The sequence below is a fragment of the Pseudomonas luteola NBRC 103146 genome (assembly GCF_002091675.1).
Lineage (GTDB): Bacteria > Pseudomonadota > Gammaproteobacteria > Pseudomonadales > Pseudomonadaceae > Chryseomonas > Chryseomonas luteola.
Genome location: NZ_BDAE01000022.1, coordinates 43,757 through 57,322, shown reverse-complemented (window position 1 = coordinate 57,322; position 13,566 = coordinate 43,757). Strand labels below are relative to the sequence as shown.

The following is a 13,566-nucleotide window of genomic DNA, read 5'->3' as shown; positions in this document are numbered from 1 at the left end:
TGTGTCGCAATAATGGCTATAGGGCAATAAACCTGCCCGAATGGTTAGACCCATCCCTCCAGCCGCATTGTTGCGCGAACCAGACGCTGCTCTTCCTGTTCGATCTCCCGCAGATTGTCACGAATACTGTGGATATGGTCGAGCGCCGCGCGGCGGGCCTGATCGGGCAAACGCTGGGTAACAGTCTGATAGAGGCGGGTGTGCTGGCGGTCGATCTGCCTGCGTTGCGGCGGGCGGTGATAGAGGTTGGCGATACAGGCAAACACCGATCCGAGCAGCAGATCATTCAACGACTGGAGGGTATGCACCAGGACGGGATTGTGTGACGCCTCGCTGATGGCGAGATGAAACGCATGGTCCAGTCGGGCATGGGTATCTGCGTCCAACGCTTCCGGGTTTTCACAAGCCTCGCACAGCGCCTGATAACGTCGGCCAATCAACACAAAGTCCGCCTCTGTACCGCGCAAGGCTGCCAGCCGGGCGGCTTCTCCTTCGAGCAGGGCGCGCACTTCGAGCAGATCGAAGAGCGTACGGGGTTGACTGCCAAACAGGTGCAGCAGTGGGCTGGTGTCATTCGAGGCGCTGAGGCGAGCTACAAAGGAGCCGCGGCCCTGGCTGGTTTCAATGATGCCCCTTGCTCTCAGCACACCGAGTCCTTCACGCAGGGCCGCCCGCGAAACCCCCAGCTTGTCGCACAGGCGACGCTCGGAGGGCAGGGCTTGCCCGACCTTTAATACGCCATCGACGATCAACCGTTCGATTTGCTCGCTTACAGCATCGGCAACCTGTCTTCGCTTGGTGACTTCAAGAGTGCTCATGGCTCTGGTCTGACCAGTTGGTAAAGGCTTAGTGGGCATGAGTGCATGGTCTTTCGTCAAGGTGCATGGCGCCTGTGGGGCTAAGACTTTCGGCTAAGGCTGAGTATTAAAAAACTGGTCTGACCAGCTTTTAGTGGCATAGACGTCTTGGCAAACGGGGAGTAAAAGAAAAGCACGTAGCCTTGAAAGGCCCAGGCCCTCCGGCACAAAAACAACAAGATCGGTATTCTTGCAATGAATATCCTGTATGACGAACGCGTCGATGGTGTACTGCCTAAGGTTGACAAAGCCAGCCTGATTAAAGCGTTGGAAGCGGCGCTTCCTGGCGTTCAGGTCCTTCATGAGCGAGAAGACCTGAAGCCCTATGAGTGCGACGGCCTTTCGGCATATCGCACCACGCCCATGGCTGTTGTGCTGCCCAGTACTGTCGAGCAGGTGCAGACCTTAATGCGGCTCTGCCATGAGCATAACGTCCCGGTCGTTGCGCGGGGAGCAGGGACGGGGCTTTCCGGTGGTGCTCTGCCGCTGGAGCAGGGCGTGCTGCTGGTCATGGCGAAATTCAATCGGATCCTTGAAGTTGACCCGGATGCGCGCCGTGCACGGGTTCAGCCCGGCGTGCGCAACCTGGCGATTTCCCAGGCAGCCAATCCTTACGGGCTGTATTACGCCCCGGACCCGTCCTCCCAGATCGCCTGTTCCATTGGCGGCAATGTGGCTGAGAACGCAGGGGGCGTGCACTGCCTGAAGTATGGTCTTACGGTTCACAACATCCTGAAGGTCGACATTGTGACCATTGAGGGAGAACGTCTGACCCTGGGTAGTGAGGCGCTCGACACGCCCGGATTTGATCTGCTGGCTTTGTTCACGGGTTCGGAAGGGCTTCTAGGCGTGGTGGTGGAGGTAACCGTCAAGCTTCTGCCCAAGCCACAAACGGCCAAGGTGTTGATGGCCAGCTTCGACAATATTGAAAAAGCCGGTCGAGCAGTCGGCGATATTATCGCTGCAGGCATCATTCCTGGCGGTCTGGAAATGATGGATAACCTCTCTATTCGAGCGGCGGAAGATTTCATCCATGCAGGCTATCCGGTGGACGCCGAGGCTATCCTCCTGTGTGAGCTGGATGGGGTGGAGTCTGACGTTCATGCTGACTGCGATTGCGTTCGTGATGTCCTGGCTCGGGCCGGAGCCACCGAGATTCGGCTAGCCCGGGACGAGGCCGAGCGGCAGAAATTCTGGGCAGGCCGCAAAAACGCATTCCCGGCAGTAGGCCGGATTTCTCCCGATTACTACTGCATGGACGGCACCATTCCCCGCCGTGCATTGCCGGGCGTTCTCAAGGGAATTGCGGATCTGTCCGAGCACTACGGCCTGCGGGTTGCCAATGTCTTCCATGCCGGGGACGGCAACATGCATCCGCTGATCCTGTTTGATGCCAATCAGCCGGGCGAACTTGAGCGCGCAGAAGAGCTGGGCGGCAAGATCCTCGATCTGTGTGTGGAGGTAGGTGGCAGCATCACCGGTGAGCACGGCGTAGGGCGAGAAAAGATCAACTCCATGTGTACGCAGTTCAAGCCTGATGAATTGACGTTATTTCACGCCGTCAAGAAAGCCTTTGATGAGAAGGGATTGCTCAACCCGGGCAAGAACGTGCCGACGCTGCACCGCTGCGCTGAGTTTGGCGGCATGCATGTACATCACGGCAAGCTGCCTTTTCCTGAACTGGAGCGCTTTTGATGGACGCCATGACTGCTTCCCATGATGCTTCTCAGGCGCTTCAGGACGAAGTGCTCCAGGCTATTGAGCAACGTCAGCCGCTACGCATCCGGGGCGGCGACAGCAAGCGTCACCTGGGCCGACCGGTAGATGGTATGGAAATCGATGTGCGCGCCCACCGAGGCATCGTCACCTATGATCCCACTGAGCTTGTAGTGACGGTACGGACAGGCACTCCACTGGCTGAGTTGGAGGCTGCATTGGAAGCTAACGACCAGATGCTGCCCTGCGAGCCGCCGCATTTCGGCCCGGGCGCGACGGTAGGCGGCATGATTGCGACGGGCTTTTCCGGTCCGCGTCGGCCCTGGGTAGGCTCGGTGCGGGATTTCGTCCTGGGGAGCCGGGTCATCACAGGCGAGGGCAAGCACCTGCGCTTTGGCGGTGAAGTCATGAAGAACGTGGCGGGCTATGACCTGTCTCGTCTGCTAGCTGGGAGCTTTGGTTGTCTGGGACTGATCACCGAGGTGTCTCTCAAGGTTCTGCCCAAGCCGCGGACGTGTACCCGTCTAAGGTTGGAGCTGGACGCCCCGCGCGCGCTGAGCAAGCTGGCCGAGTGGGAGCGCCAGGCCATTCCGCTGGCAGGGGCCTGCCATGATGGCCGCGCATTACATATTCGTCTGGAGGGCGGTGAGGGTTCTGTCGCGGCCGCTCGGGATCGCATTGGAGGTGAAGACCTGTCCGTTGCGTACTGGACGGATCTGCGCGAGCACCGACTGGAATTTTTCGCTGATCCACGTCCACTGTGGCGCCTGTCGCTACCCAATCACAGCCCTGTATTGGAGCTGCCCGGCTCGGTCCTGATGGATTGGGGCGGTGCCCAGCGGTGGCTGAAAAGCGATATGGATGCCGCCACGCTCAGGCCTCTTGTCGAGCAGGTCGGGGGGCATGCCACCTGTTTCACGCCTGATATCACGCGCGAGCCATTCCACTCACTGGCACCTGCGCTTCTCAAATATCAGCGTCAGCTCAAGCAGCAAATGGACCCGCATGGGCTGTTCAATCCTGGTCGACTGTATGCGGAGCTGTAATGCAAACAATACTAAGTGAAGAAGCACGTCGCCTACCGCAGGCAGCGGAGGCCGAACGCGTACTGCGTAGCTGCGTACACTGCGGCTTCTGCAACGCGACCTGCCCGACCTATCAACTGTTGGGCGATGAGCTGGATGGCCCTCGCGGGCGTATCTACCTGATCAAGCAGATGCTGGAAGGCGGACCCGTAACAACGAAAACACAACTGCACCTGGACCGCTGCCTGACCTGTCGCAACTGTGAGACGACCTGTCCGTCCGGCGTGACTTACCACAATCTGCTGGATATCGGTCGTGCCGAGCTGGAGCGCCGCGTGCCTCGCCCCATGAGTGAGCGCCTCCTGCGGGCCGGCTTGCGCGCAGTGCTACCGCGTCCTGCGTTATTCAAGACGCTGGCGGGTGTAGGGCAAACACTGCGCCCACTCTTACCGGATGCGCTAAAGAGCAAGCTTCCTGCCGATCCGCTTCCCGCGGGAGAGCGTCCGGCGGTACGTCATGAGCGACACGTGTTGATGCTGGAGGGCTGTGTTCAACCAGGATTATCGCCCAACACCAACGCTGCAACGGCGCGGGTGCTGGATCGCTTGGGGATTAGCGTGGTCGATGCGCCGCGAGCAGGATGCTGCGGCGCCGTTGAGTTTCATCTTAATGCCCAGCATGACGGCCTTGACCGTGCCCGCTGCAATATCGATGCCTGGTGGCCTGCCGTGGAAGCAGGCGCAGAGGCAATCGTGCAGACGGCCAGCGGTTGCGGCGCATTCGTCAAGGATTACGGTCATCTGCTGAAGGATGATCCCGCCTATGCAGCCAAGGCCCGCCGGGTATCCGAGCTGGCAAAGGATATCGTCGAGGTGGTTCGTGCCGAGCCGTTGGAGCGGCTGGTGGTGAGTGCGGATCACCGGTTGGCCTTTCATTGCCCCTGTACCCTGCAACATGCCCAGAAGCTGGGCGGCGCTGTAGAGGAGGTCTTGCAGCGTCTGGGCTATACGCTGGCGACGGTGCCAGACGCCCATCTGTGCTGCGGCTCTGCCGGCACCTATTCGCTCACTCAGCCGGAGCTGTCTCGTCAGTTGCGAGACAACAAGCTCGCCGCGCTCGAGAGTGGGCAGCCCGATCTGATCGTTACCGCCAATATCGGTTGCCAGACCCATCTGGGCGGTGTTAGTCGTACACCGGTCCGACATTGGATCGAGATTGTCGATGCCGCTCTGAATTCCGAACCCTACCATCCTCACGTGGAGAATCTGCATGCAAAGCAAAGCCGTCCTGACCGTCACTGAAGTGAATCGCATCCTGGAGGCCGCACGCGCCGAGGCCGAGCGCAACCAGTGGGCCGTCTCCATTGCGGTAGTGGACGATGGCGGACATCCGCTGGCGCTGCTCAGGCTTGACAATGCCGCGCCAACCAGCGGCTACATCTCTACGGAAAAAGCCCGGACCGCAGCCCTGGGGCGCCGTGAGTCTAAAGGGTTTGAAGACATGATCAATGGCGGACGCACCGCTTTTCTGTCCGCGCCGGTGTTGGCTGGCATGCTGGAGGGTGGTGTACCGGTCATGGTCGAGGGACAGGTCGTCGGCGCGGTAGGCGTTTCAGGCGTCAAAGCCGATCAGGATGCACAGGTGGCCAAAGCGGGTGCTGCGGCTGTTTTGGGTTGAACCGATAAGAAGAACACAGGGATTACGACATGACTCAACGCACTTCTTGCCATCGCTTACAGGTAGCCACCTCCTTGCATCGCTTTGTCGAGGAGCAAGTGTTGCCCGGTACGGGAATCGATAGCGCTGCTTTCTGGCAGGGCTTCGATGCTCTGCTGCATGACCTGGCACCGCGTAACCAGGCACTGCTGGCCGAGCGTGATCAGATCCAGGCAAAGCTGGATGACTGGCATCGTACCAATCCCGGCCCGATCAAGGACATGGCGACCTATCGCCGCTTTCTGGAGTCCATTGGCTACCTGCTGCCGCAGCCGGAGAAGGTCCAGGCGACCACAGCCAATGTCGATACTGAAATCGCGCAGCAGGCTGGTCCGCAGCTGGTTGTACCGGTGCTCAATGCGCGTTATGCCCTAAACGCTGCGAATGCGCGCTGGGGCTCGCTTTACGATGCACTCTACGGCACCGATGCCATTCCAGAGGGCGACGGCGCCGAGAAGGCCAAGGGCTACAACCCCGCTCGCGGAGCCAAGGTTATCGCGTACGCCCGCGACTTCCTGGACCGAACCGTTCCGTTGGCCAAAGGCTCCCATAAAGAGGCAACGCGCTACCGGGTCGACGGCGGCCGTCTCGTGGTAGACATGAAGAATGGGGCCTGCGAGTTGGCCGATCCGTCAGCCTTTATCGGCTATCAGGGCGATGCATCCGAACCATCGGCCATTTTGCTCAAGCACAACGGCCTGCACTTTGAAATCCAGATCGATCGTCACTCCCAGATCGGCCAAACCGACTGTGCTGGTGTGAAGGACATCCTGATGGAATCGGCCGTCAGCACCATCATGGATCTGGAGGACTCGATTACTGCTGTGGATGCACAGGACAAGGTCCTGGCTTACCGTAACTGGCTGGGCCTGATGAAAGGTGATCTGGCCGAAGAGGTGACCAAGGGTGACAAGCGCTTCACGCGTACGCTCAACCCGGACCGTGAGTATACGGCGGCCAACGGTGAGAGCCTGTCGCTGCATGGCCGCTCGCTTCTGTTCGTACGTAACGTCGGCCACCTGATGACCAACCCGGCCATTCTGTATGCCGATGGTCAGGAGATTCCTGAAGGCATCATGGATGCCGTGATGACCGTAACCATCGCCCTGCATGATCTGGCACGCCGTGGCAACTCCCGTACCGGCTCCATTTATATCGTGAAGCCAAAGATGCACGGACCGAAGGAAGTGGCTTTTGCGGCTGAATTGTTTGGACGGGTCGAGTCCATGCTGGGACTGCCTGCCAACACGATCAAGATGGGTATCATGGATGAGGAGCGCCGTACCAGCGTCAACCTCAAGGCCTGTATTGCCGAGGCGGCTTCCCGCGTGGCCTTTATCAATACCGGTTTCCTGGATCGCACCGGCGACGAGATGCACACCAGCATGGAAGCGGGTGCGATGCTGCGCAAGGGCGACATGAAAGGAAGCAAGTGGATCGCCGCCTACGAGCGCAACAACGTCCTGGTTGGTTTGTCCTGCGGGCTGCGTGGCCGCGCCCAAATCGGTAAGGGCATGTGGGCCATGCCTGACCTCATGGCCGCCATGCTGGAGCAAAAGATTGGTCATCCTAAAGCTGGCGCCAATACCGCCTGGGTGCCATCGCCTACGGCTGCGACCCTGCATGCGCTGCACTACCATCAGGTCGATGTGCAGGCGATCCAGCAAGAACTGGAGCAGGTCGATGTCAACGCCGCCCGTGACAGCATTCTGAACGATTTGCTGACCATTCCAGTTGTCGAGTCTGCCAACTGGTCTGCCGAAGAGATTCAGCAGGAGCTGGACAACAACGCCCAAGGCATTCTGGGTTATGTCGTGCGCTGGGTAGACCAGGGTGTCGGCTGCTCCAAGGTGCCGGATATCCATAACGTCGGCCTGATGGAAGACCGCGCCACACTGCGTATCTCCAGCCAGCATATTGCCAACTGGTTGCGCCACGGCGTAACCAATCAGGCACAGGTGATCGAAACGTTGCAGCGGATGGCCCGTATCGTGGATGAGCAAAACGCAGGTGACTCCCTGTATCGTCCTATGGCGCCTAACTTCGAAACGTCCTATGCCTTCCGGGCCGCCCGGGACCTGGTTCTAAAGGGACGCGAACAGCCCAACGGTTATACCGAGCCGCTGCTTCACGAGTGGCGATTGAAAGCCAAGGCAGGCTTGTAAGAACCTTGAAAAGGGACGCTACAGCGTCCCTTTTTCGTTGGCTCAAGCAAGGATCGGGTGGGTGACCGAAGCTGACTGTCTGGTCGCATCATGAACCTATGGCCCTTTTGGCGTGTTCGCTACACTCAGGGAATACTCACAAAAAAGCGCCGGATACCCTGCGCCTCTGCTGGAGGATTGCCCCATGGCTGACTACCAAGCTCCCCTACGTGATATCCGTTTCCTGCTCAACGATGTGTTCAGAGTGCAGGAGGCGTGGCAGCAGTTACCTGAGCTGGCGGAACGGGTCGATACCGAGACGGCTGACGCCATTCTGGAAGAAGCGGCCAAGGTGGCTGCCCGCACTCTGTCTCCACTCAACCGCAATGGGGATGAAGAGGGCTGCCGTTGGGATGGGGGCAAGGTGATTACGCCAAAAGGCTTCCGGGAGGCGTATACCGTCTATGCCGAAGGCGGTTGGGTAGGCGTAGGCGGTGACCCCGAGTACGGTGGTATGGGCATGCCCAAGGTGATTTCTGCTCAGGTCGAGGAAATGGTCCATGCGGCCAATCTATCCTTTGGCCTGTACCCCATGCTCACGGCAGGCGGTTGCCTGGCCATCCATGCTCATGCCAGCGAAGAGCTGAAAGCGCGGTATCTGCCCAACCTCTATTCCGGTGTATGGGCAGGCTCTATGTGCCTGACCGAGCCCCATGCCGGCACAGACCTGGGCATCATCCGCACTCGTGCTGAACCGCAGGCGGATGGCAGTTATGCCATTACCGGTACGAAGATCTTTATTACAGCCGGTGAGCATGACCTGACGGAAAACATCATCCACTTGGTGCTTGCGAAGCTTCCGGACGCACCTGCCGGCTCCAGAGGCATTTCACTTTTCCTCGTTCCAAAGGTCCTGGTCAATGAGGACGGCAGCCTTGGCGAGCGCAATACCCTGGCGTGCGGCTCCATCGAGCACAAGATGGGTATTCACGGCTCCAGTACCTGCGTGATGAACTTTGATGGCGCCAAGGGTTATCTGGTCGGTGAGCTCAATAAAGGGCTGGCTGCTATGTTTACCATGATGAATTACGAACGCTTGGGTGTAGGTATTCAAGGACTAGGAGCAGGGGAGCGTTCCTATCAGAGTGCCGTTGAGTACGCCCGTGAGCGCCTGCAAAGCCGCGCGGCAACCGGCCCTTCTGCGCCCGACAAGGCGGCTGACCCTATCATCGTTCATCCTGACGTACGTCGCATGCTGTTGACCATGAAGGCCTTGAACGAGGGCGGTCGTGCATTTTCCACCTATGTTGCGATGCAGCTCGATATCGCCAAGTTCAGCAACGATGCTCAGGCGCGCTCACGTGCCGAAGGCATGGTGGCGCTATTGACTCCTGTAGCCAAGGCTTTCCTGACAGATCTGGGACTCGAGATTTGCGTGCATGGCCAGCAGATCTTTGGTGGACATGGGTACATTCGTGAATGGGGGCAGGAGCAGCTGGTACGAGACGTTCGTATTACCCAGATCTACGAAGGCACCAACGGTATCCAGGCGCTGGATCTGATGGGGCGCAAGGTCGTAGGATCGGCGGGAAGCCTGTATCGGCCTTTCTCGGAAGAGATCAGAGCCTATATCGAAACACTGAATGGCAAGTCGTCCGAGTTTGCCGAACCGCTGCGAGCAGCGCTGGATAACCTGGATGCCCTGACCGAGTGGGTCATGAACGAGGCCAAAACCAATCCGAACGAGATAGGTGCAGCATCGGTAGAGTACCTGCATGTGTTGGGCTATACCGCCTATGCCTACCTGTGGGCGCGCATGGCTGAAGCCGCATTGCAAAGCGATCATGCCGAGCTGCGCAGTAGCAAGGTCGCAACGGCGCGGTTCTACTTTGCCCGACTGCTGCCTCGCATTCATTCGTTGACGGCTTCGGTAAGGGCAGGCAGCGGCGTGCTGTATGAGCTGGAGGCCGCACAGTTCTGATGTAAGTAAATACTTACAGGATATTGCATGACTTGGCTCTATTAACCCTACATTTATAGGGAATATCATTCAGCTATCGAGTTCAGCGCAGGAAGCGCTCCAGTTAAAACAGGGAGTTAGAGGACTGCACCAGGACGGTGCCCGATACGGAAATCCTCCATAGTCTGCAAAGCCCCGCTACGGCGGGGTTTTTTCTGCCTGGCATTCAAGGAACCGACTCCCGTGCAATAGGTCCTATAGCTGTTTCGACGGCCTGTTACGAGGAGCTTGCAAATGGACCTGATCAGAATCATCTGCGCCATCATCCTTCCGCCCCTAGGCGTTTTCCTCCAGGTTGGTCTCGGAGGCGCTTTCTGGTTGAACATCCTGCTGACCCTTTTGGGCTATATTCCAGGCATTATTCATGCTGTCTGGATCATCGCTCGACGTTAGTCCAGTCAATGGGTAATCCGGCTCGCGATTGAATTAATTGAACGCGTGCCGCTTCGCTTTCCGTTTTTTCGTGCATGCTTGCCGTACTGCGGCTGCCTTGCAGCAGGTGGCCGCTTTTTCATTCATGACTGATATTGAGTAACGCATGAATCGTGAGTCGCCTGTCGATCAGCAAAGCTTTCGTCGAATCCTGAGCCGTAACCTGACTCTGCCATTAGGAATCGGTTTTCTTACTTCGGCGTTCTTTGTTGCTGTCGTTTATTACCTTCTTTCCGTAAACCAGTGGATCGAGCATACCGATCGGGTTATCAGTAGCAGTAACAATGTATTCAGGCTCGCGGTAGATCTGGAAACAGGTATGCGGGGTTATCTGCTAAGTGATGATCAATCCTTTCTTGAGCCCTACCAGCGTGCACAGGCTACGTTTCAGCCTCAGTTGGATGAGCTGAAAAGTCTGGTGTCAGATAACGAAGTCCAGCTACGTCGGCTTGAGCGCATTGAAAGCTTGCATCGTTCCTGGCGCGAATATGCGACACGAATGATCGCGTTGAATCAGCAGAACGGCGACTTCATGAAGCACGTACGCGACGGCGAAGGCAAAGACTTGATTGATGCTATCCGTCGCGACTTCAATGATTTCATTGCATTGGAGCAGCAGCAACTAGCCGAGCGTAGTTCAACGGCCAGTCAGGCCACCATCATCATTGTTGCGTCATTTCTGTGTGTTAGCCTCTTGCTGAGCGGTCTGCTGGCCTTCCTGGGGCGCCGTGAACTGACGCGCTTGTCCAATACCTACACCACAGCGCTGGATCAGCAGCTCGATCATGCCGAGCAAATGCAACGGCAGGCTTGGTACCGTGCTGGACAGATGCAGCTCTCCGAACAGGTGATTGGCCAGCAGACACTGCCTCTGCTAGGGCAAAGCATCCTGCAATTCCTGGCCCGTTATCTGGGCGCTTCTGCGGGGGCGATCTATATCGTCCAGGACGATAACCGCAAGCTGGAACGCGTAGCCGAATATGCGTTGAGCGAAGAGAATCTTTCCACGAGACGCACGCTGGCCCTGGGTGAAAGCCTGGTGGGACAAGCGGCTCTGGAGTCGCGCATCATTGAGCTAAAGGATCTGCCGCGTGATTATCTGAAGGTCAGCTCGGCTGTTGGTGAGACTACTGCTGCAGCGGCCCTCATCGTACCAATTGAAAGTGATGGTATGGTCAATGGTGTGGTGGAGCTCGGCTTTACCCGCAGTCTGGAAGCGCGGGATACCGAGTTGCTCAAGCTTGTCTCCTCGGCGATTGGTTCTTCCATCGAGTCCGGTAAATACCGTCAGCGCCTGCAAAAGCTATTGGCTGAAACCCAGCAGCTCAACGAAGAATTGCAGGTACAGCAGGAAGAACTCCGCACCGCCAACGAAGAGCTCGAAGAGCAGTCCCGTGCGCTCAAGGAATCTCAGGCGCACCTCGAGCAGCAGCAGGCGGAGCTCGAACAGACCAACGAGCAGCTCTCCGAGCAGACCCATGAGCTGCAACAGCAGCGCGACATGCTCGACGAGCGCAACAGCCTGCTCAATGCAGCGCAGACTGAGCTGGAAGAGCGGGCCCGCGAGCTTGAGCGTGCCAGCCAGTACAAGTCGGAATTCCTGGCTAACATGTCCCATGAACTACGGACACCGCTCAACAGCTCGCTTATCCTGGCCAAGCTGCTGGCCGATAACACGGATGCGAACCTTACTGCCGAGCAGGTCCGCTTTGCAGAGTCCATCTATTCTGCTGGCAATGACCTGCTCAACCTGATCAACGATATCCTCGACATTTCCAAGGTCGAGGCAGGCATGCTGGAAATCAGGCCTGAGCAGGTGTCCGTCAAGCGTGTTGTCGACACCCTGAAAAACTCGTTCAATCCCGTGGCCGATAGCCGTGAGCTGTCTTTCACGGTGGATCTTGCCGACGATCTGCCTGGCTTTGTGTACTCGGATCGGCAGCGTATCGAACAGATTCTCAAAAACCTGCTTTCCAATGCATTCAAGTTTACCGAGCGAGGCGGCGTTACGCTCAAGGTGACGCTCGACCAGAACCAGGTCGCGTTCGCGGTCACCGACTCGGGCATTGGGATTGCGCCAGATCAGCAGGAAGTCATCTTTGAAGCCTTCCGTCAGGCCGATGGCGCAACGACCCGTCGTTACGGCGGTACCGGTCTGGGACTTTCCATTTCCCGCGACCTGGCCAAGCTGCTGGGGGGCTCCATTGAAGTACAGAGCGTTCCGCAGCAGGGCAGTACCTTCACCTTGCGCCTACCACTGCAGTATGAGCAGCCACTCATTGCCGACGCACCTGCTTCCCGTATTCAGGCAGCTCCCGCACCGCGTCCTGCCAGCGAGGCGCCAGCTCCAGTCGCGGTTGCTGCACCGGTCGCTGCCGCGCCGTCATCGGCGCAAGTACAGAAGGCCGATGAAATAAACCCGGCTCGCCCGAGACCGTTCCCAGACGACCGTGAAAGCTTCCCCTTCCCGGATCGCAAGGTACTGGTGATTGAAGACGAGCCGCAATTCGCGCGTATTCTTTACGATCTGGCCCATGAGCTGAAGTACAGCTGCCTAGTGGCGCACGGGGCTGATGAAGGTTTTGATGTCGCAACCGAGTTCACGCCGGATGCCATCCTGCTGGACATGCGCCTGCCCGACCATTCAGGCCTTACCGTGCTTGAGCGGCTCAAGGAAAACCCCCATACACGGCATATTCCGGTGCATGTGGTGTCGGTCGAGGATCGAGTCGAGGCAGCCATGCATATGGGGGCCGTTGGCTATGCCATGAAGCCCACCACCCGTGATGAACTCAAGACCGTCTTCAGTCGACTCGAAGCCAAGTTTTCGCAGAAGATGAAGCGCATTCTCCTGGTCGAAGACGATGCGCTACAGCGCGACAGCATTACCAAGCTCATCGGTGATTCGGATGTGGAAATCACGGCAGTAGAGCTTGGCCAGGAAGCGCTTGAGCTGCTGCGCAACAATATCTACGACTGCATGGTAATCGACCTCAAGCTGCCCGATATGGAAGGCAACGAGCTGCTTGAGCGCATGGCCAATGAGGAAATCTGCTCCTTCCCGCCGGTCATTGTCTATACCGGGCGCAGTCTGACCCGTGACGAAGAAGCGAACCTGATGAAGTACTCGCGCTCGATCATCATCAAGGGAGCCCGTTCGCCCGAGCGTCTGCTGGATGAAGTCACACTCTTCCTGCACAAGATCGAAGCTGACATGCCGCCTGAGCGTCAGAAAATGCTCAAGACTGCCCGTAGCCGCGACAAGGCATTCGAAGGTCGCAAGCTCCTGTTGGTAGATGACGACGTACGCAATATCTTCGCCCTGACCAGTGCGCTCGAGCAGAAGGGAGCAATCGTCGAAATCGCTCGCAATGGTCTTGAGGCGGTGGAGAAGGTACAAACGATCGAAGGTATCGACCTTATACTCATGGATATCATGATGCCAATGATGGACGGCTATCAGGCCATGCAGGAAATTCGCAAGATTCCTTACCTGCAAAAACTACCCATTATTGCCATTACTGCCAAGGCCATGAAGGACGACCAGGAGCGTTGTCTGCGTGCCGGTGCCAATGACTATCTGGCCAAGCCTGTCGATCTGAACCGGCTGTTCTCATTAATCAGGGTATGGATGCCGTCACTGGAGAAGCTGTAAC

Annotated in this window: 9 protein-coding genes; 8 read left to right on the top strand and 1 reads right to left on the bottom strand. The window is 57.9% G+C overall.

Features of this window, described 5'->3' with window-relative positions:
- Positions 1-44: 44 nt before the first annotated feature.
- Positions 45-818, bottom strand: coding sequence for a transcriptional regulator GlcC (gene glcC / locus PLU01S_RS19905; protein WP_010796003.1), 774 nt, complete (start codon positions 816-818; stop codon positions 45-47).
- A 234-nt stretch (positions 819-1,052) separates the two neighbouring features.
- Between glcC and glcD the strand changes: the two genes are divergently transcribed.
- The 8 genes from glcD (at position 1,053) to PLU01S_RS19865 (ending at position 13,565) form a co-directional block, all read left to right on the top strand.
- A complete protein-coding gene (gene glcD / locus PLU01S_RS19900; RefSeq protein WP_074826879.1) occupies positions 1,053-2,552 on the top strand; it encodes a glycolate oxidase subunit GlcD in 1,500 nt (499 codons plus the stop codon).
- 8 nt (positions 2,553-2,560) lie between these two features.
- A complete protein-coding gene (glcE, locus tag PLU01S_RS19895; protein ID WP_074827249.1) occupies positions 2,561-3,619 on the top strand; it encodes a glycolate oxidase subunit GlcE in 1,059 nt (352 codons plus the stop codon).
- Entirely contained in the window at positions 3,619-4,899 is a 1,281-nt protein-coding gene (glcF, locus tag PLU01S_RS19890; protein WP_074826876.1) for a glycolate oxidase subunit GlcF, read from the top strand. Before glcE ends, glcF begins: the two co-directional genes overlap by 1 nt.
- Positions 4,868-5,275, top strand: coding sequence for a heme-binding protein (locus PLU01S_RS19885; protein ID WP_010795999.1), 408 nt, complete (start codon positions 4,868-4,870; stop codon positions 5,273-5,275). Before glcF ends, PLU01S_RS19885 begins: the two co-directional genes overlap by 32 nt.
- Positions 5,276-5,304: 29 nt before the next feature.
- Positions 5,305-7,479, top strand: a complete 2,175-nt coding sequence (locus tag PLU01S_RS19880) for a malate synthase G (protein ID WP_074826873.1) — start codon at positions 5,305-5,307, stop codon at positions 7,477-7,479.
- Between the two features lie 184 nt (positions 7,480-7,663).
- Positions 7,664-9,439: an acyl-CoA dehydrogenase C-terminal domain-containing protein gene (locus PLU01S_RS19875; protein ID WP_074826870.1), complete on the top strand. Its 1,776-nt coding sequence runs from the start codon at positions 7,664-7,666 to the stop codon at positions 9,437-9,439.
- 273 nt (positions 9,440-9,712) lie between these two features.
- The gene (locus PLU01S_RS19870) at positions 9,713-9,871 is read left to right on the top strand and encodes a YqaE/Pmp3 family membrane protein (RefSeq protein WP_010795996.1); all 159 of its coding nucleotides are present in this window, start codon (positions 9,713-9,715) and stop codon (positions 9,869-9,871) included.
- A 145-nt stretch (positions 9,872-10,016) separates the two neighbouring features.
- Complete coding sequence (locus tag PLU01S_RS19865) at positions 10,017-13,565, top strand: response regulator (protein ID WP_074826867.1); 3,549 nt, start codon at positions 10,017-10,019, stop codon at positions 13,563-13,565.
- The last annotated feature ends 1 nt before the right edge of the window (position 13,566 follow it).

Coding starts and splice junctions, on each gene's coding strand:
- PLU01S_RS19885 (WP_010795999.1), top strand. CDS start 4,868: ATGCAAAGCAAAGCCGTCCTGACCGTCACTGAAGTGAATCGCATCCTG.
- glcF (WP_074826876.1), top strand. CDS start 3,619: ATGCAAACAATACTAAGTGAAGAAGCACGTCGCCTACCGCAGGCAGCG.
- glcC (WP_010796003.1), bottom strand. CDS start 818: ATGAGCACTCTTGAAGTCACCAAGCGAAGACAGGTTGCCGATGCTGTA.
- PLU01S_RS19870 (WP_010795996.1), top strand. CDS start 9,713: ATGGACCTGATCAGAATCATCTGCGCCATCATCCTTCCGCCCCTAGGC.
- PLU01S_RS19875 (WP_074826870.1), top strand. CDS start 7,664: ATGGCTGACTACCAAGCTCCCCTACGTGATATCCGTTTCCTGCTCAAC.
- glcD (WP_074826879.1), top strand. CDS start 1,053: ATGAATATCCTGTATGACGAACGCGTCGATGGTGTACTGCCTAAGGTT.
- glcE (WP_074827249.1), top strand. CDS start 2,561: ATGACTGCTTCCCATGATGCTTCTCAGGCGCTTCAGGACGAAGTGCTC.
- PLU01S_RS19880 (WP_074826873.1), top strand. CDS start 5,305: ATGACTCAACGCACTTCTTGCCATCGCTTACAGGTAGCCACCTCCTTG.
- PLU01S_RS19865 (WP_074826867.1), top strand. CDS start 10,017: ATGAATCGTGAGTCGCCTGTCGATCAGCAAAGCTTTCGTCGAATCCTG.